At 26.1% G+C, this 25,615-nt stretch carries 24 protein-coding genes; 1 reads left to right on the top strand and 23 read right to left on the bottom strand.

Annotated features, from left to right (window positions below; all coding sequences use genetic code 11):
* Positions 1 to 361: 361 nt before the first annotated feature.
* From guaA to ruvC, 13 genes are all read right to left on the bottom strand, one after another.
* Positions 362 to 1,897: a glutamine-hydrolyzing GMP synthase gene (gene guaA, locus AWT65_RS03230; RefSeq protein ID WP_066729318.1), complete on the bottom strand. Its 1,536-nt coding sequence runs from the start codon at positions 1,895 to 1,897 to the stop codon at positions 362 to 364.
* Positions 1,894 to 3,894, bottom strand: a complete 2,001-nt coding sequence (locus AWT65_RS03225) for a heavy metal translocating P-type ATPase (RefSeq protein ID WP_066729316.1) — start codon at positions 3,892 to 3,894, stop codon at positions 1,894 to 1,896. Before AWT65_RS03225 ends, guaA begins: the two co-directional genes overlap by 4 nt.
* Positions 3,881 to 5,263, bottom strand: a complete 1,383-nt coding sequence (locus AWT65_RS03220) for a PP2C family protein-serine/threonine phosphatase (protein WP_066729314.1) — start codon at positions 5,261 to 5,263, stop codon at positions 3,881 to 3,883. Before AWT65_RS03220 ends, AWT65_RS03225 begins: the two co-directional genes overlap by 14 nt.
* 1 nt (position 5,264) lies before the next feature.
* Entirely contained in the window at positions 5,265 to 5,663 is a 399-nt protein-coding gene (nusB, locus tag AWT65_RS03215) for a transcription antitermination factor NusB (protein WP_066729312.1), read from the bottom strand.
* A gap of 8 nt (positions 5,664 to 5,671) precedes the next feature.
* The gene (amaP, locus tag AWT65_RS03210) at positions 5,672 to 6,259 is read right to left on the bottom strand and encodes an alkaline shock response membrane anchor protein AmaP (protein ID WP_066729310.1); all 588 of its coding nucleotides are present in this window, start codon (positions 6,257 to 6,259) and stop codon (positions 5,672 to 5,674) included.
* Positions 6,260 to 6,270: 11 nt separating this feature from the next.
* Positions 6,271 to 6,615 carry an Asp23/Gls24 family envelope stress response protein gene (locus tag AWT65_RS03205; protein ID WP_066729308.1) on the bottom strand — a complete coding sequence of 115 codons (345 nt, stop codon included), beginning with the start codon at positions 6,613 to 6,615 and terminating at the stop codon, positions 6,271 to 6,273.
* Positions 6,616 to 6,666: 51 nt separating this feature from the next.
* Positions 6,667 to 7,233 carry an anaerobic ribonucleoside-triphosphate reductase activating protein gene (nrdG, locus tag AWT65_RS03200; protein ID WP_066729306.1) on the bottom strand — a complete coding sequence of 189 codons (567 nt, stop codon included), beginning with the start codon at positions 7,231 to 7,233 and terminating at the stop codon, positions 6,667 to 6,669.
* On the bottom strand, positions 7,230 to 9,356 hold the full coding sequence (nrdD, locus tag AWT65_RS03195; RefSeq protein ID WP_066729299.1) for an anaerobic ribonucleoside-triphosphate reductase: 2,127 nt from the start codon (positions 9,354 to 9,356) through the stop codon (positions 7,230 to 7,232). Before nrdD ends, nrdG begins: the two co-directional genes overlap by 4 nt.
* Positions 9,357 to 9,559: 203 nt before the next feature.
* Positions 9,560 to 10,222: a TlpA disulfide reductase family protein gene (locus tag AWT65_RS03190; RefSeq protein ID WP_066729297.1), complete on the bottom strand. Its 663-nt coding sequence runs from the start codon at positions 10,220 to 10,222 to the stop codon at positions 9,560 to 9,562.
* Between the two features lie 9 nt (positions 10,223 to 10,231).
* Positions 10,232 to 11,470, bottom strand: coding sequence for a hypothetical protein (locus AWT65_RS03185; protein ID WP_066729292.1), 1,239 nt, complete (start codon positions 11,468 to 11,470; stop codon positions 10,232 to 10,234).
* On the bottom strand, positions 11,467 to 13,338 hold the full coding sequence (metG, locus tag AWT65_RS03180; protein WP_157055048.1) for a methionine--tRNA ligase: 1,872 nt from the start codon (positions 13,336 to 13,338) through the stop codon (positions 11,467 to 11,469). Before metG ends, AWT65_RS03185 begins: the two co-directional genes overlap by 4 nt.
* Before the next feature lie 11 nt (positions 13,339 to 13,349).
* The gene (locus AWT65_RS03175; protein ID WP_066729291.1) at positions 13,350 to 13,808 is read right to left on the bottom strand and encodes a tRNA (cytidine(34)-2'-O)-methyltransferase; all 459 of its coding nucleotides are present in this window, start codon (positions 13,806 to 13,808) and stop codon (positions 13,350 to 13,352) included.
* A 12-nt stretch (positions 13,809 to 13,820) separates the two neighbouring features.
* The gene (gene ruvC / locus AWT65_RS03170) at positions 13,821 to 14,384 is read right to left on the bottom strand and encodes a crossover junction endodeoxyribonuclease RuvC (protein WP_066729290.1); all 564 of its coding nucleotides are present in this window, start codon (positions 14,382 to 14,384) and stop codon (positions 13,821 to 13,823) included.
* 119 nt (positions 14,385 to 14,503) lie between these two features.
* On the opposite strand from ruvC, the gene AWT65_RS03165 reads away from it, so the two are divergent.
* Positions 14,504 to 15,067: a LemA family protein gene (locus AWT65_RS03165; RefSeq protein WP_066729289.1), complete on the top strand. Its 564-nt coding sequence runs from the start codon at positions 14,504 to 14,506 to the stop codon at positions 15,065 to 15,067.
* Between the two features lie 39 nt (positions 15,068 to 15,106).
* Here the strand turns inward: AWT65_RS03165 and uraA are convergent, their stop codons facing one another.
* The 10 genes from uraA to AWT65_RS03115 form a co-directional block, all read right to left on the bottom strand.
* Positions 15,107 to 16,369 (bottom strand): uracil permease, encoded by a 1,263-nt coding sequence (gene uraA, locus AWT65_RS03160; protein WP_066729287.1) that lies wholly within the window; start codon positions 16,367 to 16,369, stop codon positions 15,107 to 15,109.
* 170 nt (positions 16,370 to 16,539) lie between these two features.
* A complete protein-coding gene (locus tag AWT65_RS03155; protein WP_066729285.1) occupies positions 16,540 to 17,262 on the bottom strand; it encodes a GntR family transcriptional regulator in 723 nt (240 codons plus the stop codon).
* Positions 17,263 to 17,331: 69 nt separating this feature from the next.
* Entirely contained in the window at positions 17,332 to 19,299 is a 1,968-nt protein-coding gene (locus AWT65_RS03150) for a polysaccharide lyase 8 family protein (protein ID WP_066729283.1), read from the bottom strand.
* Positions 19,300 to 19,303: 4 nt separating this feature from the next.
* Positions 19,304 to 21,058 carry a heparinase II/III family protein gene (locus tag AWT65_RS03145; protein WP_066729279.1) on the bottom strand — a complete coding sequence of 585 codons (1,755 nt, stop codon included), beginning with the start codon at positions 21,056 to 21,058 and terminating at the stop codon, positions 19,304 to 19,306.
* Positions 21,059 to 21,101: 43 nt separating this feature from the next.
* Complete coding sequence (locus AWT65_RS03140) at positions 21,102 to 21,908, bottom strand: PTS system mannose/fructose/sorbose family transporter subunit IID (RefSeq protein WP_066729278.1); 807 nt, start codon at positions 21,906 to 21,908, stop codon at positions 21,102 to 21,104.
* Positions 21,898 to 22,668, bottom strand: coding sequence for a PTS mannose/fructose/sorbose/N-acetylgalactosamine transporter subunit IIC (locus AWT65_RS03135; RefSeq protein ID WP_066729275.1), 771 nt, complete (start codon positions 22,666 to 22,668; stop codon positions 21,898 to 21,900). Before AWT65_RS03135 ends, AWT65_RS03140 begins: the two co-directional genes overlap by 11 nt.
* A 12-nt stretch (positions 22,669 to 22,680) precedes the next feature.
* Positions 22,681 to 23,172, bottom strand: coding sequence for a PTS sugar transporter subunit IIB (locus AWT65_RS03130; protein ID WP_066729273.1), 492 nt, complete (start codon positions 23,170 to 23,172; stop codon positions 22,681 to 22,683).
* A gap of 13 nt (positions 23,173 to 23,185) precedes the next feature.
* A complete protein-coding gene (locus AWT65_RS03125) occupies positions 23,186 to 24,370 on the bottom strand; it encodes a glycoside hydrolase family 88 protein (RefSeq protein WP_157055046.1) in 1,185 nt (394 codons plus the stop codon).
* A 9-nt stretch (positions 24,371 to 24,379) separates the two neighbouring features.
* The gene (locus AWT65_RS03120) at positions 24,380 to 24,805 is read right to left on the bottom strand and encodes a PTS sugar transporter subunit IIA (protein WP_066729269.1); all 426 of its coding nucleotides are present in this window, start codon (positions 24,803 to 24,805) and stop codon (positions 24,380 to 24,382) included.
* Positions 24,806 to 24,817: 12 nt separating this feature from the next.
* The gene (locus AWT65_RS03115) at positions 24,818 to 25,606 is read right to left on the bottom strand and encodes a gluconate 5-dehydrogenase (RefSeq protein WP_066729267.1); all 789 of its coding nucleotides are present in this window, start codon (positions 25,604 to 25,606) and stop codon (positions 24,818 to 24,820) included.
* Positions 25,607 to 25,615: the final 9 nt, after the last annotated feature.

Genomic DNA, 25,615 nt, shown 5'->3' with positions numbered 1-25,615 from the left:
AGTCTAAGTAATTGGTATAACACTATTGCTTGATAAGGCACTTGAATATATTATTCTGATAATAATGACCGTGTTTTGTACATCTAACATAGTTTTAAAAAAAGGGATTATGATAATAGAAAATGTAGTATTGGTGTTAGGTACGATTATTCATTTTAATTTACAGACAATTTCAAGTTTATGGGTTATAGAACAAAAAGACCGTAACAACTAAGCTACGGTCTTTTGTATTTTCTTGTAAAGCCACTGGGAGCTATTACTCAATTTATTACTTTTGAAATCTTTACCCAATTTTGTCCCAGTCGCTCGTTTCAATAAGCTCAAAAGCCTTGTTTTAAGCCATTTCTATGATTTTTTGCGATTACTCCCACTCAATTGTTGCTGCAGGCTTAGATGAAATATCATAAACTACTCTATTTACGCCTCTAACTTCATTAACTATTCTATTTGAAACTATTTCTAAAAATTCATAAGGTAATTTTGAGAATGTTGCTGTCATAAAATCAATAGTATTTACTGCCCTTATTGCAACTACATATTCATATGTTCTAACATCTCCCATAACACCTACTGTTTTAACAGGTAATAGCACTACAAAAGCTTGACTTACCTTATCATATAGTCCATTTTTTATTAATTCTTCTATAAATATATCATCTGCTTCTTGTAATAGTTTAACTTTTTCTTCAGTAACCTCTTCTATTACTCTAATACCTAAACCAGGTCCTGGGAAAGGATGTCTTTTTATCAAATCATCACATAAACCTAAATTTTTACCTAACTTTCTTACTTCATCTTTAAATAAGTTTCTTAGTGGTTCTATCAATTCAAATTTACAATCTTTTGGTAGCCCTCCAACATTATGGTGTGACTTAATAGTATGTGATAAGCCATCTTCACTAGCAGATTCTATTACATCTGGATATATAGTTCCTTGTGCTAAAAATTTAATTTCTTTTTCTTCTTGTAATTTTTTAGCTTGTTCATTGAATACTTCTATAAATTCTTTACCTATTATCTTTCTTTTTTCTTCAGGGTCTACTACACCTTTTAATTTTTCTAAGAATCTCTTTTTAGCATCTACAAAAACTATATTAAAGCTATCTATGCTCTCATATTGCTTTTTAACTTTTATTGCTTCATCTTTTCTTAATAAGCCTGTATCCACAAAGACACAAACTAATTTATCTCCTATTGCCTTATTAATCAATAATGCTGCAACAGATGAATCAACTCCTCCAGATAAACCTAATAAAACTTTTTCTCCCTTAGTTTTTTTCTTAATATCTTCTATTTTTTCCTTTATTACATCTCCCATTTTCCAATTCTTTTCTATTTTACATATGTCAAATATGAAATTTTCTATCATATTCTTACCATATTGTGAATGAAGAACTTCAGGATGAAATTGTAGAGCGTATACCTTATTATCATTACAAACTGCAGCATTAGATGAACTTGTTTTAGCAATAGTTCTAAATCCTTTTGCCATTTTTGTAATATGATCTCCATGACTCATCCAAACTAAAGATTCTTTAGGTACACCTTTAAATAAAGGATTTCCTTCTTCTATAATTTCTAATGTTGCTTTACCAAATTCTCTTTTATTTGATTTTTCAACCATTCCACCATTTAAATATGTTATTAATTGCATACCATAACATATACCTAATATTGGTATATTTAAATCAAATATTTTTTTATCTACACTAGGTGAATTTTCTTCATATACTGAAGCTGGTCCTCCTGAAAAAATTATTCCCTTTACATCGTTTCCTATCTTATTAACATCAACTCTTGATGTGATTTCACAGTACACTTCCATTTCTCTAATTCTTCTTGCAATTAATTGGCTATATTGTGAACCATAATCAATAATTAATATTTTTTCTCTCATCTATTACAACTCCTTTTTAATCTTAATGTATTTAACAAAACTGATATTGAACTTAACATCATACATATAGAGGCTATCATTGGTGTCAATTGAATACCCAATATACCTGTTGCTATCATTATCCCAAATATATTATATATCACTGTAAAAAAAAGATTTTCTTTAATATATCTAAGACAAAGTTTGCTATATTTTTGTAATATAGTAATATCCATTAAGTCATTTATTACAACATCGCTAGTTTCCAAAGTTGGTATAGCTCCCTTATTAATAGCTATCCCTATATTTGCATTATTGATTGCTACGATATCATTTATTCCATCGCCCACCATAGCTACAACTTTATCTTTTTCAAGAATATCTTCGATATATTTACTCTTTTCATAAGGTAAAACCTCAAAATTATATTTTTCTATACCTAATTTATCTGCAATATATTTTGTAGTATACCTATTATCTCCACTTAGTATACTCATATCTATATTGTTTTTTTTACAATAATTAATAAATAAAGGGGCATTATCATTAATATCATCTATTAATGTAATTAAACCTCTAATTTCTTTGTATTTAGATATTAGTATAACAGTTTTACCCTCTTTTGACAAGTCCTTATATTTATTATTTATTTTACTTACATCTATGCCCTTCCTTAGCATAAGATTTATGCTACCTACAAGATAATCTGAATATCCCACACCAAGGCCTTGATAATTTCTAACATTAATATCCTTATCTTCTACTACATAATTTTTCTTTAAATATTCCTTAATTGATTTTGCTATAGGATGTGATAAATTTTTCTCCATATTATATACATACTCTATATCTTCAGCATTTATTGAAATATCTTTTACAATAGGTTTCCCTTTTGTTAAAGTCCCTGTTTTATCAAATACTATTTTATCTATTTTAATTGAATTTAATATTGCACTTCCATCTTTAATTAATATATTTTTTTTAGCTAAACTACCAACTATTACTATCAAACAAATAGGTATAGATAGGCCTATTGCACAAGGGCAAGAAATTAAAAGAACACATATTGCATTATTAATATTTCTACCTATTACATAGGTAAAAAAAGATATTAATATTACTATTGGAACAAATACTTTTGTTAATTTATCTGTAAAATTAGTAAGTGGTGACTGTATTTTACAAGCTAATTCTAGCATATTTTTTATTCTATAAATCACCATATCTTCTTTTTTTAAATCTATAATATATTTTATATTCCCATCTATTAATTTACAACCTGCATAAACTCTATCATTTTTTCTTTTTATCTTTTGTTTACTTTCACCTGTTATTAATTTTTCATCAAATATACCAAAACCTTCTAATATTTTCCCATCAAAGCTCGCAATAGAATCCTTATTCAAGGTTAATATATCTCCTATTTTAACCTCTCCTTTATCAGGAATGATACTAGTTAAATTTTCTATAGCCTTATTTGTATTTTTCTTTAATTTCTTTTCTATCTTTTTTCCTAATAGCACCACGAATAAAATCATACAGGTACTATCAAAATATATTAGATTAGTTTTTAAAATAATTAAATTGTATACACTATATACAAAAGAAATTAGTACTCCCAAACTAATTAATGAATACATAGTAAAGGTCAACTTAATTATACTCTTTATACCAAGAAATAATATGTCTTTTGATAAAAATATTACAATTAAACTTAGAAGTAATTGAAAATATCCACTATTTTTTATTGAAGACATTGCTAAACTCATTGATATAATAGAAAGTACTCCAACAAGACCTAAATTTACTTCTTTTTCCTCCACTTTTTCAGTATCTTCAACTAATTTATAGCCTAAATTTTCTACAACTTTTACTACATCTATACCATTTTTATTTTCTATAACAAGCTTTTCTGCAATAAAATTTAGCTTGAATTTTACACCATTTTTTTCCAAATTTTCTTCTATTTTTACTGCACAAGCCTTACAACTCATGCCAATTACCTTATATATTTTCATTATCTCTCCAAATTGTAAGTAAGGTTAAATCATCTTCTAAAATATATTCATTTAAACTTTCCTTTATTTTATATATATCCTGTTTTTCTTTTAAAAATACTTTTTCTAAATGTTCATCTCCATAATAGCCATTTTCATTATGTGCTTCTGTTATACCATCTGTATAGAGTAAAATAACATCATCCTTCTTAAATTCCATACTTTTTTCTTCAAAATTAACTAGATCTGGAAAATTTTTCTTTGAAAATATTCCTAAAACTTGTCCTTCAGTTTCCAATTTTTCCACTTTATTATTTCTTAATAATAAGGCGGGTTCTTGTGAACCTTTACAATAAGTAAAAGTATTTTTTGCACTATCTATAATCAAATAAAATAGGCTAACAAATTTTCCATCAGGAAAAATATTTATAATTCTTTCATTTAATTTTTCTAATAATTCATTAGTTTTCATATATTTCTTTATTTCAGTAACTACTAGACTTTTAAGCATAGTTGATAATAAGGCTGCTGGGATTCCATGTCCTGAAATATCTGCAAAAATTATTGCAAGTCTATTTTCATCTAGCTTTAAAACATCACAAAAATCTCCACCAATTTTTTGAGATGGTTGAAATAAATACTCTACCCTATAGCCATTAAATTCTATATTTTTTTCAGGTAATAAATTCTTTTGTATATCACTTGCCAAGGCTAATTCTTTTTCTATTTTTCTATTCAATTCTTCATTTTCTTTTTGTAACCTACTTTGCATAGCTAAATTTTTCACAGTAGCTAAAATTTCATCTATATTTACAGGTTTTTCTATTATACTATCCACACCTAATTTTACAGTTCTCAATGCCCTATATGCCATTTGTTTATCTATTAATAGGACTATTTTGCAATTTTGATTCTTTGCCTTTATTTTTTTTATTTCATTTAATTTTTCACTTTGATATTTTTCAAAATTTATAATATATATATCCCTATCCTTAGAATCATGTTCCTTATTTAAAAATTTTAATTCTTCTCTTTCCTTAGTTAAGAAGCCATTGGATACAAAGGTATCTCTTAATAAATCTCTTAAATAGGTATTGGATAAGTAGATCTTAATTGTAAAATTTGTAAATATCTTCATTTTTCTATATTCATCTAGACTTTGAAAAAATCTAAAATATTTATTCATTTCATTATTAAGACCTTTTTTTGAAATAAAGACAACTTTCTGCTTATTACTTTTTAATAATCTAAAAATTTTTAGTATATAATTTAAGAATGGGGGATCTATATCTAAATCCCCTAAGTCTAAAATAATATTCTCATATGAAGTTGATTTTTTTATTTCAATTAAAGTTTTCTCTTTGTTTGAAAATACAATTACCTTTTCCATATTATCTCATTTCTTTAACTAAATCAGCTAATACACCATTTATAAATTGTCTAGTTTTTACATCTCCATATATTTTTGCAAGCTCAACTGCTTCATTTATTACAATTTCATATTCCTCTTTTTTCAAAACAATTTCATAGTATGACATTTTTAAAAGAACTTTTTCAACTACTCCTAATCTTTCAAAAGACCATGTTTTAAGATACTTTTTCAAGCCAGTTACTAGCTCTTGTTCATTTTCACTATATTCTTTCATGAAACGATTTATAAATTCTTCTTTTGAATTACTAAGTTTATTTTCTTCTAAAAATTGTTTTGTTCTTTCAAAAATATTAGAAGATACTAATTCATGCTCAAATAATATTTTAAAAATTTCTTCTCTTATTTTTCTTTGTTCCATAACTATTCCTAATCTATTTCTACTACATCATCATTAATTTCTTCAACTTTTTCTGTTTCAATATTTTCTTCTATAACTTGACTCGTATTTATTTTATTTATATTTAAATTAACCTTTTTTACAGTTACACCCAACATATTTTTTATATATTTTGTAAGTTCTGTAGCTATATTTGCTAACTTTGTATTCATTTCATCTGTCTTAAAATTTTCAATATTTGCATTAATAATAGGTCCTTTATGAGTATATTTAACAGAAACTTTTGCAACATTAACAATATCTTTTGATTCTAAAAAATTCTTTGATATTTCTTCTATAGTTTTAAGTGTTACTTCTATTTCTCCATTTTCACTACTTACCTTTATTTTTTTTGGTTTTTTAAATAAATTTTCCAATAATGAAAAAATAATAAATACAAAATATATTATTATAACTATTTGTGAAACAAATTTAACTAAATTATTTGTAGATAATAGCATTGAAAATTCATCTAAAATATTAGCAATAAAATTTGGATCTACTACTAGAAAATATAAACAAAGGGCTAACAAAATTAAAAAGATATAATTTATTATCCTTACTAGTATTTTAAACATTGTATACCCCCTTATTCATCTTCCTTTTTGACTACTTTTGCAATAACTATATTAATTTCTTTAACATTAACACCTGTTAATTCTTCTACTTTATTTTTTATATCATTTTGTACTTTTTTTGCAACTTCTTTTATTTTACAACCATACACAACTGAAATTGATAGATCAATAACACATTCTGTTTCTCCCATTTCAACTTCAAGACTCTTTTTATCATCATTCTTAAATAGACTTGTAAATTTTGTTTTAACTTCATCTTCACTAACACCAACAACATTTTCTACATCTTTTAAGACTTCAACTATAATATCCTTTATTACTGTTGAAGATATGGTTATTTTTCCTAATTCATCCATAAATACTCCTCCTTCAGATAATTATAGCATAAGCATACCTTTTAGACAAATTTAAATATTATTTCTTTGTACTCTTTTTATATACTTTGCCTCTTCTTCCTTACCTAAAGCCCAAATTATTTTATGCTCCTTTTCAGTTTGTCTTAAATTTATAACCCTCTGATTTGCAGAGCCTCTAAATTGTAATTTTAAATCTAATAAATCTAAAATAAATTTACCATCAACTAGAACATCTACAGAATCTAATATTTTCTTTGCATAGGGTAATTTTTTATACATATAACCCACAATAAATTCATATGTGTAGCCTGTATAACACCAGATACTCTTATTAGGAAGTTGTTCTCTAACTTGTTTTACCAATTCATATACACATTCTTGATTGTCTGGATCCAAAGGTTCTCCACCTAATAAAGTTAAACCCTTTATATATTCTCTTTTCAATAAATTAATAATATGATCTATTGTTTCTTGAGTAAATTCTTTTCCTATATTAAAATCCCAAATACTCTCATTAAAACAGCCCTTACACTTATGTTTACAACCACTAACGAATAAAGAAGTTCTTATACCCGGACCATTTGCAACATCCATTTCTTTAATAAGTGAATATTTCATAGATGCAAGACTCTTTTACTTATTTCTTTTGTTTTTCCTTCATTCCAGAAATTTTCTCCCAAATATCCACAGGTTCTTCTAGTTACATTCATTTTATTGTGATCCTTATTATGGCATTGAGGGCATTCCCAATCTCCATCTGAATTTATTATTATTTCTCCATCATATGCACAAACATGGCAATAATCAGATTTAGTATTAAATTCAGCATATTGTATATGATCATACATAAATTTAACAACTTCTTCTATTGCTTCTAAATTCTTGGTTAAATTAGGTATTTCAACATAAGAAATTGCTCCTCCATTTGATATAGATTGAAATTGTGATTCAAATATAAATTTACTCATAGCATCAATTTTTTCTCTAACATCTACATGATATGAATTAGTATAGTAACCCTTATCTGTAATATCTTTTATACTTCCAAATCTATTTTTATCTATTTTTGCAAATCTGTAACATAATGATTCAGCTGGTGTTCCATATAAACCAAAGCCTATTCCTGTTTCTTTTTTCCACTTATCACAAGCTTCTCTTAATCTATGCATAACTTTTAGGGCAAATTTTGAACCTTTTTCTGTTGTATGGCTTTCTCCAACTACTAATTTTGTTGCTTCGTATAGTCCTATATAACCTAATGATATTGTTGAATATCCATTCATTAGATATTTATCAATCTTTTCTCCCTTTTTTAATCTAGCTATAGCTCCGTATTGCCAATGTATAGGCGAAATGTCTGATGGAGTTCCCATTAATCTATTATGTCTTAACATAAGTCCTTCATATGCTAATTGTAATCTTTCATCTAATAATTCCATATATTTTTTTTCATCATTTGCTGCCAAGATTCCTATTTGAGCTAAATTCAAACTAACAACTCCTTGATTAAATCTTCCTTCAAATATATATTTCCCTTCAGCATTTTTATATGGTGATAAAAATGATCTACACCCCATAGGACTAAATACATTTCCTTCATAATTTTCTCTCATTTTTTTTGCACTTATATAATCTGGATACATTCTTTTACTACTACATTTAACTGCCAGTTTTGTCAAGTAGTCATATTTTCCACCTTTTAGTGCATTACATTCATCTAGTACATAGACTAATTTAGGAAAGGCTGGTGTAATATATACACCTTTTTCATTTTTTATACCTTCATATCTTTGTTTTAATATTTCTTCTATTATCATAGCAACTTCATTTATATATGGATCTTTTTCATCTATTTCAAGAAATAAGGTAACAAAGGGTGATTGACCATTTGTAGTCATTAATGTATTAATTTGATATTGTATTGTTTGAACTCCTGATCTTAATTCATCTTTTAATCTATCATCAACTATTTTATTTAATAAATCTTCATTCAATTGGTTTCCAAATTTTTCTTTAGTTATATTATAATATTTTTCCCTACTTCGTCTTAGATATTTCCCAAGATGTTTAATATTAACCGATTGCCCTCCATATTGACTACTAGCAACTGCAGCAATAATTTGTGTAACAATAGTACAAGCTACTTGAAAACTTTTAGGACTTTCAATCAATTTACCATTCATCACTGTACCATTTTCTAGCATATCCTTAATATTTACAAGGCAACAATTAAAGATGGGTTGTAAAAAATAGTCCATATCATGGAAATGTAGCACACCATCATCATGTGCTTTTCTCAACTTTTCAGGTATTAAAATTCTTCTGCTTATATCTTTAGACACTTCTCCCGCTATTAAATCTCTTTGTGTTGAAGCTACACTTGCATTTTTATTAGAATTTTCTTCCCCAACTTCCTTATTTTTATTACTAATTAAACTTAAAATTGAATCATCTGTTGTGTTAGCCTTTCTAACTAAGGCCCTTGTATATCTATATATTATATATTTCTTTGCTAATTCATATTTATCATATTCCATAAGCTTAGTTTCTATAAAATCTTGTATAGATTCAACAGTAATTTTTTTATTAATTTTTTTCTCTAATGATGTTATAATTTCATCAATTTGTTCTACACTAACTTTGTCTTTTAGTACTACTTCAGCATTAGCCTTATTTATTGCATTAATTATTTTACTTTTATCATATTCGACTTCTCTTCCGTCTCTTTTTATAACTATCATTATTCACTCCTTTACCATATATCTTGTGCTACAAAAGCACTTAAACCACAATATATCTTTATTATATACCACAATCACTTTTTTTCCTAATTCTTTTTCCCTTTTAAAATTCACTTTTTTTCTTTATAGTCTATCTTCGTTGTTTTTACTTGCGATAGTTTTTTAACCAAAATGGAATATAAAAAACTGCCAAAATAGGCAGCTTAATATGGTTTAATATATGAGGAAACAATCTCAATAATTCCCTTATCTAATTTATTTTTTTCTATAAAATAATTATCTTTTGTTAAGTATTTTTTATCATCTACCAATATTACGGCTTTCTTGTTTTTAATTTCTCCAGACAAGTAAGATATATAGTCATTTTTTTCTAATAATTTAAGTAAATTAAATTTTTTCCCTTTTATATCTTCAACAATAATTTCTTTAAGTTTTTTTCTTAATTTTTTATCTATATTTTTCTTTTCATTTTTATAGAAATTTTCTTCTGTAAGAAATTCATCAGCACTCTTTTTAAAAATACCCTTCTCATATTTATATATTGTTGGAACATATTCTATCTTCAATAATTTATCGATTTTATGATCTTGGTCATAATATACTTCAAAAGTATAATTATTATCTTTTATAAATTTATAATTAACTTCATTTTCATCACTGGGATATAGAACTACTGCTATGTTTGCCATTTCCTTGTATTTATTATAAATTTTTTGTATTTCTTTAAATTCTTCCCTACAAGCTGAACAATTTATAGAACTATACACCACATATTTATTTGCTAAATTATCTAATTCTACTACTTTTAATTTATTTGCAAAAGTAAAAGATGTAAAAAATAGCATAGCAACTAATATTTTTTTCATAAAGCCCTCCTATTTATACATTTTTAAGACTTCTGTATAACACGCTACCTTCTTTTTATCCTTGGTTAAGCTTAAAAGATAACTTGCACCCATATTTTTATTCTTTATCCACATATTTAAAGCTATTCTTTTTTTGACTACCTTGCTGATTTTTTCTTCATATTTCATATTTAAAATCAAATCTTCATATTCACCCTTATAATTTTTTGTTAATTTCAAAAATTCTTTTTCCTTATGTAATTTTTTAGAAATATTCGCTAATCTATATACTGTATAATCACTATTAGGCTCACATTGATATGCTTTTACAAAATATGAATATGACTTATTCAAATCTTTATAATAATAATTAAATTCTGCAAGAGCAGAATAATACCCTTCTTTATCCGGTATTTTTTTTAAAATTTGCTCTATTTTCCCAATATCTCCACTTTCTACCATGTTATTTAATAATAGAGCATAAGTTTGCTTTGAATATTTATCTATTTTATCAAGCAATTCATCACTTGGGTCACTTATTTTATTTTTTCCAACATATTCATAAATTGCTGGTCCATAATTATTTTTAAATAAATACTCTAATATCTTCAGAGCTATTGCATCATCCTCATCAAGTGTTAAATATTTTATAAACAAAGCTGTATTATCTTTTTTTTCTACCTCACTTTTCAAAACATCATATACTAAATTAACATCAACAGGATAATTAACCACAAATTTTTTAAATAATTCTTTTTCATCTTCACTTGCCTTATTATTTTTCAATTTGTTATATATATCCTCAATTTTGAAAAATAAATCCTTATTATTCTTTAAATCAGTATATATGTCAGTAGAATCAGAAATATCCGTTGTTTCCATAATATTAAAAGCCTTCTTATATTGAAAACTATAATAATAGCTTATATATAAGGCACGAGAAGCATCTAAATTACCTTCACTATGAGCTTTAGCAAGTTCTCCATTAAAATAATAATCATAACCCTTACATTTATTTTTATTTTTTTCATAGAATTTACTAAGATCTTTATACTCTAATTCAGAATTAATTATTTGATATAATAAATCATCCTTCGGTTTTTGCTTATATGCTTTTTCGAAATATTTCATATAATCATTATCGCCATTATATAAAGATACTATACCTTCTTCAATATAGTCCAAATATTTTTCCTCACTTGTTTTAAATAAGGCACAAGCTTGTGTGAAAAATATAATACTAAGTAAAAAAAATATTTTTTTTATCATCTAACTTTTGCTCCATTTTTTACTTCATTAGATATAGTTATTAATTTAACTTTTTTCTTTTCTTCGGTTGTTAATAACATACCTTGAGATATTTCTCCAACCAACTTAATTGGTTCCAAATTAAGCACTGCTAGAACTTTTTTACCTACTAAATCTTCATAATTTTTATAATATTCTGCTATTCCAGATAAAATTTGTCTTTTTTCGCTTCCAGTATCAACAATAAATTTTAATAATTTATTAGATTTTTCTACAGGTTCTACCTTTAATAATTCTACAACCCCTATTTTTATCTTTGAAAAATCTTCTATATTTATAGCATTATTTATTTTTAAATCAGTGCAAAATTCTTTTTTTTCTTTTTCTATTCTAGGAAATACAGGTTCTGCCTTATTTATTTTTGTTTTTAATGGATAGTCTCCAATTTCATATATATTATTCTTTATTTCTTCTATACCTAATTGATTTAAAATTTTCTTACTTGAATCTACCAAAATTGGTGATACTAAATATGCAATCTTATAAATCATATCTAATAAGGTATACATCACTGTAGACAATCTTTCTTCATCATTTTCTTTAGATAATTTCCAAGGCATAGTTTCATCTATATACTTATTCATTCTTGAAACTAATTTCCAAATACTTTCTAATGCCTTAGAAAAATTAGCTTCTTCAACTTTTTCTCTAACTTCTTTTAATAAATTAGAATATTGTTCATAGATTTCTTCTTCTAGTGAAGTTTTAAGTCCAGCTTTTTCAACAATATCTCCAAAATATTTCTTTTGCATTCCCAAAGTTCTATTCAATAAATTACCTAAATCATTTGCTAAATCTGAATTTATTCTTAGAATCATTTGATTTTCTGAATAATCCGCATCTTGACCTAGAGTAGATTCTCTTAATAGGAAATATTTAAATGAATCTAAACCATATTTTTCAACTTCTTCTAAAGGATCAACGACATTTCCTAAAGATTTACTCATTTTTTCACCATTAACTGTCCACCAACCATGAGCTACAATATGATCAGGCAAAGCAATACCTGCTGACATAAGCATAGCTGGCCATATTATTGCGTGAAATCTTAAAATATCCTTACCTACAAAATGATATACTGTTCCTTTATTCCAAATATGATCAAATTCTTTTTCATCTTTTCCATATTTTGCAGCTGTAATATAATTTGTTAAGGCATCAAACCACACATAAACTATATGACCTTTATTTTCATCTAATGATATAGGTATTCCCCATTCAAAAGTTGTTCTTGAAATTGATAAATCTTGTAAACCTTGATTTATAAATGAAATCAATTCATTTTTTCTTTGTTTTGGTATTATAAAATCCGGATGTTCTTCATAATATTTTAAAATTTTATCTGCATATTTTGATAATCTAAAGAAATATGAAGGTTCTGAAACCTCAATTACTTCTTTACCCATATATTTTCCATCCACTAACTGACTTTCTGTAACAAAAGTTTCTTCAGATACACAATATTTTCCCTTATATTCTCCTAAGTATATGTCTCCATTATCATAAACTTTTTGCAATATTTTTTGTACTGTATCAATGTGTCTTTGTTCTGTTGTTCTAATAAAATCATCATTTGAAATTTTTAAATCTTTCCATAATTTTTTAAAATCAACAGTCATTCTATCTACCCATTCTTGAGGACTAACCCCATTTTTTTCTGCTGATTCTTGTATTTTTTGACCATGTTCATCTAAACCTGTCAAAAATTTAACTTCTTCACCAAATAATCTTTCATATCTTGCTAAAGCATCACACAAAATTGTAGTATATGCAGTTCCTATATGTGCCTTTGCATTAGGATAATATATAGGTGTAGTTATATATTTCATAATTTCTCCCTTCAATCATTAAAATTAAAATCTATTTGTCTATATGTTTCATATAATACTATAGCTACTGAATTAGATAAATTAAGTGATCTACCCAGTGGCAACATAGGTACAGTTATACACTTATCTATATTTTCCTTTAATATAGTTTCAGGTATACCTCTTGATTCTGGTCCAAACATTATATAATCATCTTTTTCAAATTTTACATCTGTATATCTATTTTTTGTTTTAGTTGTAGCATAAAATATTCTTGCTCCCTTATGTGCTTCCATGAATTGTTCATAGCTATCCCAAACAAATAATTTAACATTCTTCCAATAATCAAGTCCTGCTCTTTTAACTGCTTTTTCTGATATATCAAAACCCAAAGGTTTTATCAAATGTAATTCTGTATTGGTCAAAACACAAGTTCTACCAATGTTTCCTGTATTATATGGTATTTCAGGTTCATATAAAACGACTTTCATTTTTCACCCCTACTACTTATTTATTAATTTTTTATACTCTTCTATACTTATTTTTGTTCCCATTTTTATTGTATTTTTTCTTATTTTTCCAACATTATTTGTTGGTATATTTCTATTATTTATATGATTAATAGCTATAGCAATAGCATCAGCTGCATCATCTGGCTTAGGTATTTCGTCCAAATTTAATATTAATTTAACCATTTCTTGTATTTGTTTTTTTGTAGCCCTTCCATAAGAAGCTACTCCCATTTTAACTTGTAATGGTGTATAATCAAATATTTCTAAGCCATTCAATTGGCAAACCAAAACTATTACTCCCCTTGCTTGACCAACCTTAATAACTGTTTTTTGATTTTTAAAAAAATACAATTCTTCTATAGCAACTTCCGTTGGCTTATATAGTTTTATTATTGTATCTAATCTTTGAAATATTATTTCTAATCTTCTAGGCATAGCTAAGTCTTGCTCTGTAAAAATACAACCATAGTCTATTAAATGATATTTGCCTTTTTCTATATCTACGATAGAATAACCTACAATAGCAGTTCCTGGATCTATTCCCATAACCCGCATAAAATCACCTCGTATCACACTAAGTATAAAGCAAATACAAAGAAAAATCAAGCTATATAGTTTGACATTAAATTTTTCTCGTGATAAAATTTATAATAAAATTTGAAAGGAAGAATACTATGTTTTTAATAGTCTTTTTATTGCTAATCCTACTTATACTTTTGTACATACTTTATATAAAAAATAGATATGTTACTTTAGATAATTTCAATCAAGAAGCTTGGAGCAATGTTAAAATATATCTACAAAAAAGATTAGATTTAATACCTAATTTAGTAAATACTGTAAAAGGATATGCAAGTCATGAAAAAAATACACTTGATTCTGTAATAAAAGCTCGTTCTAATTTAATTAATATAGATATGTCTAATATACAAAATATTAATGAAATAATTAAAAATGAAAATTTATTAACTCAATCTTTGAGAAGCCTAATGATGCTACATGAAGCTTATCCTGAATTAAAAGCAAATGAAGCTTTCTTAAATTTACAAAAAGAGTTAGCTGATATAGAGAATGAAATTTTAGCAACTAGAAAATATTATAATGCTACTTGTAGAACTCTTAATATCTTTGTTCAAAAATTTCCAAATTCTTTATTTTTCAATCTACTTAAATTTAGAAAAGCAGATTTATTTGAAACAACAGAAGAAGTAAATAAGGTTCCTAAGGTAGAATTTTAGGTAAATAAAAAAAACGCTACAATGTAGCATTTTTTTTTATTAATTTCCATTTGTTAAATTTAATTTTTCAAGTACATAGAAGATTAAGCTTATCACAACTGCTACTACACTTGCTAAGACCATACCTCTTAATTGAATACCAAAGAAATTAAGCTCTAAACCACTTAAACCTGATATAAATACTACCGATGTTAAAATTAAATTTCTTGTCTTTGAATAATCAACTTTTTGATCAACTAATAATCTAATTCCTGATGTCCCTATCATACCATATAATAAAAATGTTACTCCCCCTATAACATTTCCAGGTATAGTTTGTATTAGCATATTAATAGGCCCTATAAATGCCATACATATTGATATTATTGCAGCTCCTGCTATTACATAAACTGAATAAACTTTAGTTATTGCCATTACACCTATATTTTCTCCATAAGTAGTTGTAGGTACACCCCCAACTAAACCTGATAACATAGTTGAAAAATTATCAGCAAAAATACTTCTATGTAATCCTGGTTCTTCTAATAAATTAGTTCCTATTATATTACTTGTAACAACTTGATGACTTATATGTTCTGATGTGATAACTAATAAAACTGGTAGCATTATTAATGATGCCTTTAATGAAAAAATTGGACTTGTGAATTGAGGAATTGTGAAAATTTTAGAAGTTATTACTGGAGTGAAATCTATCATTCCAAAGAATAATGCTGATATATACCCGACTACTATTGCAATTAATATAGGAATAGTTGCAAAGAATTTTCTAAATAATACAGAACCTATAATTGCTGTTGATAAAGTTATTAAAAATACTATTACATCAGCTTTAGTAGCTGTTTCTGTTAAAATATTTGCACCTATTTTTCCACCTCTTATTGTTACACCAGCTAATTCAAAACCTATTAATGAAACAACTGCTCCCATAGCTGCAGGTGGTAGAACAACATCTATCCATTTCGTTTTAAATTTAAAAATTAGAAATGCTAAAATACAACCTAAAAATCCAGTAGTTGCAAATGCTCCTATTGCATATTTAAAGCCCATAGTTGAAATAATTAATTGCCCAACTCCTATAAATGCAAAACTTGAACCTAAATATGCTGGTGCTTTAGCCTTAGTGATTAATATAAAAAGTAAGGTTCCTATTCCATTCATCAATAATACAATACTTGGATTTACATTGAATAATATTGGTACTAACACCGATGCTCCAAACATAGCAAAGGTATGTTGTAAACTTAAAGGTAATAAAAGTGCTGCTGGAACTTTTTCGCTAACTCCAATAATTTTTTTTGACATACTTCCTCCTTAAAAATCTAAAAAAAAAGAAATAACAAAATTGTTATTTCTTAACTACAAAAGAGGTAAAATAATATTTGTGACGTTTTTTTATAATATTCATATTACCACCTCTCTTTTTTTTACTTTTTTTATTATAATATATTTTTTTTTAAAAGTAAAGAATTTTTTTATACTAATCTATTTAAAACTATAGTATACTCAAACATATTATTTCTAACATGTGAAATAGTATATTCTATGACTCTGTCATATTCATAAGTGGTTCTAATAATTTCCATAGCTATAGAATCTTTAGGTATTTCAAGATATTTAAGTTCTTCTTTTTCCTCTATTTTTATAGGTTTAAATGTTTCTATTGCCTTTTCTAAAAATGTCCCATAATCCTTTTCAAAAATTTCATACATTGGAGTTTTATTTAATTTTTTAAAGTCTAAATCTTTAAATCTATATTCTGGCAAAAAAGTATTTTCAAACATTGCTGGAAGATCATTTACTAATCTCAATCTTTTTATTGAATATATATTAGAATTTTCAGGTATTTTGAATAATTCAGAAAAAAATTTTGTACATTTTATAACTTTATAGTCTATCAATTTTGAGGAAGGCTTTTTACCTAAAGATATCATTTTATCATTAAAACTATAAAAATTATTAAGTTCTTGTTTTATAATATTTTCTGACACAAAATTTCCTCTACCTCTTATTTTATGTATATAATTATTATTTTCCAACTTTAATAAAGCTTGTCTTATAGTTGTTCTACTAACAGAATAAATCTTCTCAAGCTCTCTTTCTGATGGTAATTTTTGACCTATTTTAAATTTACCACCTTCTATTTTATCTTTAATTTCAAGATAAATACTATAATATACAGCTGCATTTTTTACCATTTAATTATTCTTCCTTTTTCTTATTTCAATATATATTTTAGCAGAAATTTTTTTTTTGTAAATAACAAATTAAAGTGGGTAAATTTCATATTCAAAAGTATCATTTTGTTTTTCATGTCTTAACCACATAGTAAAATACTTTCTTTTTATTTTCTTATCACTTTGACTACATCTTTTTTCCAACATAACATATATTTTTTGAGGTTTTTTAAATACATATTTTATTGTTTCATTTTTCTTATCTGATTTCAATAAAACTTCTTTGACATCAGCATAACTTCTTTGTTCATTTTCATTTAAATTAATTTCTTTATTATTTATATAAATAATATAATTTGTATCATCATTTAATTTTCTATTTTCTATTATACTTTCTATAATACTATTTTTTTTAAATTTAATATTTTTAGCTTCTATTCTTATTTTATCATTCAAAATTGTCCATTTTTTATCAAGGCTCAAAGTCCCTAGATAATTACTAATGTGCATTTTAAATATACCTTTTTTATTATTTATAACCTTGCCACTTACACTAGAATTTTTTGCCTCAACAGAACCACTAGCATCTTCTCTTTTTGCTTTATCTACTGTAATTCCAGGCAATCTATAAGGATCTACTGTTGACCAAAATTCATCATTAAATTGTCTTATATCACCATTATATAAGTATAACATTCCATCTCCAGTATACCAACCCCTTTCGTTTTCTCCATTCATTGCTTCATAATATTTTATTTTATTTGACGACATACTAAGACCTATAGCAAAATTATTCTTTTTATTTTTATATACTACCCTATCCATATTTTTATAAAATTTCAAAATATTTTCGCTCAAATCTAAGGCCTTAATTTTTTTGTCTTGCATTATTTTCTTTGCCAAATATATATCTCTATAGCTATTCAAATTTTCAATATAGTCATATAAAGTATTTGATTGAATATAGCTTTTAGCTAACTGTTTATAATATACATTATTTTCTACATAGGCTAAACGAATTATTGCTCTTACTATTTCTGATGAACTTAAATATACTTTTTTTCTAGTTATAGATCTTCCCTTTACCATGCTCATAGTTAAACCTTGATACATTATAGGTGAAAAAGCTTCCTTTATCCAAAAGTCTATTCTTTCAACATTAGCTTTACCAAAATTATATTTTGTATTTTCAAGCAAAGTCATTAATTGTGATAAGCCATCTATTAAAACATTACCATATGCTCCAGTATAAGCAACACTATCATGTTGTATAAATGAACCATCTTTATAAAATCCATCTCCTTTTTCTACAAAAGGAAATACCTTATTAAGACAATTTTTAGCATAAATCAATCCCTTTTCATCCTTCAATAAGGCACTTTGAAGTATCTTCACCTTACTAATATCTATTTGATTTGCCCCAGTTGCTTCAACTACTAAATTTGGATTTACACTTCCTCTATTTTTATTAGCATCTGGTACAAAATGAGTTATAACCTTAAGATAATCTTTTATATACTCTTTTTCTAATACTGGATAAAGCATAACAAAAATATCATTAATTGCTCTAGGTGTACCTATTTCATAATCCCACCAATTACCATCAGCTTTTAAATTTTCATTATATCTATTTTCTTTCATCCAATTCAATGCAGCTATTACATCATTTAGTAAAGCTTGATTTAGATAATATTTAGATTTTGGATTCATTACTGAGATAGCTAAAACTTCAATATTTCTATAACTTTTTGTGATACTTGCTGAATCATAATTTTTAAATTCCCACAAATATTTTCTATTTTCTTCTTTATTTAAAGAATTCCAAATTTTTAAGGTTTTTTCATCTTGTTTTTTTTGTAAATCCTTCATTTGCGTAGAGTTATCAAAATATTTATAACCTATTAAAATATCCTTCCATTGGTCTATTATCTTCTCAAAATTATCTTTTTTTACAAAATTTTCTACATTTTGCTTAGCTTCTAAATTCAAAATAACCTTATTATTTGCTGACATACTAAAAGTAGCAAGCATCATACTAAGCAATACTAATTTTTTCATAATTTCACCTATCTTTAACAATTTTTATTTCTTCATAAAAAGGTCTTCCCTTAACATGAAACACCTTTTGTCCCTTATATACTTCTTTATTTTTTATAAATATAGTATATGTAATATCTTGAATTTTAATTTCATATGCAAGTGCAATATCATCTTCTACCTTTTTTTCTTTTTGATAAACTGCTACTTGTTTAATTTGTACATCTTTATTCAATATTGCATTAATTTCAAAATAATTATCTAAAAAGTCTGCTTCTTTAACTATTTCTTTATTTATTACAAGACAATTATAGTAAGGACTATAAGTACTATTTTGTATATTGTACGAATTTATCAAAAATTTTACAACATTATTCAATAAAATTCCTGATTTTGTTTCTTTAATATCTGTATTAGGATAAAGATGATAAAAGAATTTTATTTTATGTTTTCCCTTACAAAAAACCTGATTTATTACTAAAATATTTTCTTTTAATATAATATAGGTTCTTTTTATAACTGCCTGATTTTTCGTATCAAATATAGCTGTTTTTACTATTCTAGCTATCTTTGTTGAATATACTGTTATAGGAAATATTATAGGATAACCTTCATACTCCCAAGAACCTTTTATTTCAGATACTTCATTATCATCTATTAATATACTATTATGGGCTTTTATACTTTTTAAATATTTTCTTTGTTTACTTTCTCTATAGGTATATCTTCCACTATCTACAAATATTTTTTGTTTATTATAGTAATTAAAATGCAAATAATCTATATGTGTATGCGAAGAAGACATAGGCGTACAATAAGTTGAGAAGGAAAAATCTTCATTTTTTATATGATAATATCCACTTTGTTGAAATAGACTTTCTTCTAACCCTTTTTTTACTTCCATTTTTTTTACTTTAGCTTCTTTTATAAATAAGCTTGAAATATCTGTAAGCTTATATTCACTTTCTTTAGATAAAATATAATCACTTAAAGCTAATATACTTTCTATTTCATTATCATCACTATCCCCAAAATTTATTTGTGTTTTATCAGGATAATGTAATTTTTTAGCAGCTTTTGTCATTTTATTAAGATAACTTTTGAAAAAATTCAAATTACTTTTTATATTTTTTCTTTTTTGAACATATATTATAAAAATCAAATATATTATCATTTGATAATGATAAGTAAGAGATTTTTCCCAATGTAAGCCATCTTCTAAAATCTGTGTCTTTAATTGCATTTTTAAATATTTAAGAGCTTTTTTAGCCTTTTCATTTTCTTCAAAATATATAGAAAAAGTATATACTCCAGCCATTTGTATAAAGCCCCAATTGCTTTGATCATATTTTGATATATAATTAGAAAATAGATAAGTACAAGTTTCTGACAAATGTTTCAAAATATTTTTATCATACTCTAGGTCCTTATCTTCTAAATATATTAAAATTCTCAAAATATTAACTATTCTTATACCTGAATCTAAGGTTCTTGTACTTTTTTCACTTTTTAATTTTTTATGTTGATTAATAAAGTCTAAAATTATTTCTTTTATTTTATCGATATATTTAATATCTTTTGTTTCTTCATAAAGCAAAATAAGTCCATCAAAATAACCCATTCTACTTCTCATATACACCCATTCATCATCCCCATTAGGACTAATATTCCAATCTTTTGGTATATCATATATTTCATCGCATCTTTCCATATCCCAAGGATGTATAAAATTCAGCTTATTTTCCATGATTAATTTTGCTTGAAATTTAAATTTGTCCATTATTCTCCTTTAAAAAATGAGCTGTATTAACTACAGCTCACATTTATACAAATATCTTAAAGAATGTTGCAACTACTGATAATACTATTGTAAATATTACTAAATAATATGTATTCCATTTTTTCTTTTTAAGTAAATAATAGATTAAAGCTGTATAACAAATTGGTAATAAAGCAGGTGCTATACCATCTATCATTTTTTGTACTTGTACAATTTGTTCTTTTCCCTCTATCATTTGAGTATAAGTAAATGGCAATGACAATTTTACCATTTTGGTAGCTAAGGCACTAATAACTGTTACACCAACTATACTTGCAGCATAAGTAAATTTATTCATTTTTTCACTAACAGTTTCTATTATATTAGTTCCTAATTTATATCCATAATTTCCACTTACTAATTTTATTACTAATAAAATTATATTTAAGCCTAGTAAGAAAATTATAGGCCCTGAAATATGTCCTTGTAAGGCCATAGTAGCACATATAGTTGAAAATAAAGGTGCTAATAAGAATTGTGACAATGAATCTCCTATACCTGCTAAAGGTCCCATAAGAGCCATTTTCATACTTCTTCCTTCTTCTATAGGTCTTCCATTTTCAAGCATTACCAATTGTAAATTTGATACAAATGGTACAAAATGAGGATTTGTGTTATAAAATTCAATATTGTCTATTAAAGCTTTTTTTAGTTGTTCATCATCTTTGTACATTTTTCTTAATGCTGGGTACAAAATATTTGCATAACCAACACCTTGATAATTTGAATAATTAAAAGCATTTTGTAATAAATATGCTCTTAAAGTTGTATTCAAATAATCTTTTTTTGTTAATTTATTATTAGATTCCATCTTCGAATTCCCCCGCATCTTCTTTTTTTACATTAGTATCTTTTTTGAAAAAGTAAAACATTGCTGCTACCAACCCTATAAAAGCAACTGCCATTATAGGTAATTCTAGATAAGCAATTGCTACATACCCTATTATCATATATGGCATTAATTCTTTTTTAGTCATAACTGACAATATTGTTGCAAAACCTATGGCTGGCAATAAGTTTCCTGCTAATTTCAATGAATGTACTATTAATGGAGGTAGTGCATCAACTAATACTTTAACAGTTGAACTTGCTCCAGCACACAACATACCTAAAATTGTTCCACAAACGAAAAATAATATGAATGTTGAATTTGAATATAATCTAAATTTAGCAAATTTTCCTTCTTGAATAGCTCTTTTTGCTGCTTCAGCAATTCCAGACATAACAACATATAAAGCTGTTTGTAAAAATTGAAAGGCTATTGCAAAAGGTATAGATAATGTAAAGGCAACTACTGGTGAAGTTTTAGTTGTTATTGCAATTAAAGCTCCAACTATTCCAGGTCCTAATGGTGAAGGTGGAACTGTTCCTCCAGCACCTACTCCAAATCCCATAAATGCTAATTCTGATATGGCACCAACTGCAAGTCCTGTTTGGATATCACCCAAAATTACTCCCACACCTGTTGCTAAAATTATAGATCTAAATGTATATGTTCCAAGTAGCATACCTGTCCAACATATACCTGTCCAAAGACCTATTAAAACAATTTGTAACATTGTTAAATGCATATATTTATCCTCCTATATATATTTTTTTATATCTACTTGTAAAGTCCCATCATCCCCACTAGGTGTTGTTTTAGTATTAAAACTAATATTGTATTTTTCTATCATTTCTTTTAAGGCTTTTTTATCTTCAGCTCCTAAAAATATTGATCTTGTAACTTTTTCTTTTCCTTCTGCATTATGTATATTTCCTATATTAATTTCTTTTATAGGAACACCACCTTCTATTAATTTCAATGCGTCCTTACAATCTTTTACTATAATAAATATTTTTTGTTTAGGTGAAGCCTTAGAAATTATATCTATTGTTTTTTGAACTGTAAAAAATCTTACAGCTATTTCTTTTGAAATTATCATTTTCATAAGGCTTTGTTGAATATTATCTTTAGCTACTTCATCATTAACAACAAGAATTGTATTAGCTCCTATATATCTTAGCCATAATTGTCCTTGTCCATGTAATAATCTTTCATCTATTCTAGTCATAACGATATTAACATTTTCCATTCTTCCTCCCTATTTACCAATAAATTTTTAAATCTTTATAATATCTCATTAAAGCTTCAAAATAGAAATAATCTCCCCATATATTACCTTCATCGCAACCTTTTCCTGAATGCCATGAATAAACACCATGTTTTAATAAACAAGATCCTTTTTTAAAATCTTTATTCATATAATTTTCTATCAAGCTTAGCATCATTCTATTTGCAGCATTTTGATGTAATTTCTTATCCTTATAAGTTTCTGGTAAGTATTTTTGCATTTCTAATATACCGCAAATAGCTATTGCAGCTGCTGAACTATCTTTATATTGCTTATCACCATCTTTAAAAATTAAATCCCAATAACATACATCGTCTTTTGGTAATCTATTTATGAAGTAATTTGTTAAAGCATTATAATATTCTATACATTCTGCTTTTTTTGTATGTCTATAATTCAAGGCTACACCATAAATCCCCCAAACTTGTCCTCTTGCCCATGATGAACTGTCACTATATCCTTGTCTTGTTGCACCTTTAACAGCTTCACCTGTTTTTGGATTCATATAGAATGTATGATAAGTACTTGCATCTTCTCTTATTACATTTTCCAAACTTGTATTAAAGTGATTATCTGCTATTAATTTATAAATATTTTTACCTGTTTGCTCAGTTGCCCAGTATAATAAAGGAATATTTAACATGCAATCTATTATAAATCTATAATATGCTTCTTCATTTAAAGGTCCCCAAGCTTGTATAAATTTCCCTACAGCTTGATATCTAGTAATTAATTTATCAGCTGCTAATAAGGCTGCTTCTTTTCCAATTTCACTTCCTACTTCTTTATAAGCTGCAACGCAGGAAGGAGTGTATAAAAAGCCTAAATCATGATGTTCTACTTCTATTTGTTTTTGTATACGATTATAGAAATTATTAACTTGAAGTTCTGCTATCTTTTTATACTTATCATTTTTTGTATAATCATATGCTAACCATAACATTCCTGTATAAAAGCCATTAGTCCATTCTGTATTATCCATAACCATATATATGTTATCTTTAGTTGCAGGTGTTGGAAAATCTTGTTTAAAATAAGCTAAATTAATATCAATCTGAGTTATAACTTGATTTATGGCTTCTTCAATTTGTTCTTTAGTTACATTTTTATTTTTTAATATATTATCATTTTTTATAGTTTCTACATTAATTTTTCGCATTATTCCTCCCTAAATTCCATCAGAAAATAAAGCTTGTTCACTAGACTTTTCTTCTTGCCCAAAGTAGCCTATAACTTCTTTAGATTCTTCTAATATGTCCTTAAGGGCAACTTCCATATTTCCTTCAGCATTAGCTGCTGCATATAGCATACTGAAATTAACTCCACCTAATACTTTTATATTTTTTTCATTTTGACTTAGAAGGACAGCTTGATTAGATGGAGTTCCTCCCATAATATCTGTTAATATGAAAATTCCTTCATAATCCTCTAATTCCTGTATTGCTTTTTTTATCTTTTCTTTAATATCTTCACTCGTATATGTTTCTAAAAAATTACAATATTTAACATTTTTCATTTCACCATTTACAAGTTTTAATGCACTTTCTAAACCTGTTGCTAGGCTTCCATGTGCTGTAACTATAACTCCGTACATTTTCCCTCCATTTTATTCTGGTTGTTTTCCTATATATGCTAATATTCCTCCATCTACATAAAGAATATGACCATTTACAAAATCTGAAGCTGATGAAGCTAGAAATATAGCTGGTCCTATTAAGTCCTTGGTTAATCCCCATCTTTGTGCTGGTGTTTTTGAAATAATAAACTTATCGAATGGATGTCTTGATCCATCTGCTTGTCTTTCTCTTAAAGGAGCTGTTTGTGGAGTTGCTATATATCCAGGTCCTATTCCATTACATTGAATATTATACTTTCCATATTCTGAACAAATATTTCTTGTTAACATTTTAAGGCCACCTTTTGCTGCTGCATAGGCTGATACAGTTTCTCTGCCTAGTTCAGACATCATAGAGCAGATATTAATAATTTTACCTCCTCCTTTTTTTATCATATCTGGTATAACTGCTTTAGAAACTATAAAAGGTCCTATTAAGTCTATATCAACTACTTTTCTAAAATCTTCTGCTGACATTTGTGTCATTTCTATTCTTTTTATTATCCCAGCATTATTAACTAATATATCAACTGAACCTACTTCTTTTTTTATTTTTTCAAGCATTTCTTGTACTTGTTTTTCATCTGTAACATCACATACATAACCCTTAACAGATATGTTATCTTCTTTATATTTTTCCAAACCTCTTTTTACTAGACTTTCATTAATATCATTAAAGACTATTTTTGCTCCTGCCTTTGCAAAAGCGCTTGCAATTTCATAGCCTATACCATATGAAGCCCCTGTAACTAAGGCTACCTTATCTTTTAATGAGAACATCTTCTCTTA

Source organism: Sneathia sanguinegens, from assembly GCF_001517935.1.
GTDB lineage: Bacteria > Fusobacteriota > Fusobacteriia > Fusobacteriales > Leptotrichiaceae > Sneathia > Sneathia sanguinegens.
Note: the sequence above shows the minus strand (reverse complement) of the source record. Positions and strands in the feature narration are given on the sequence as shown.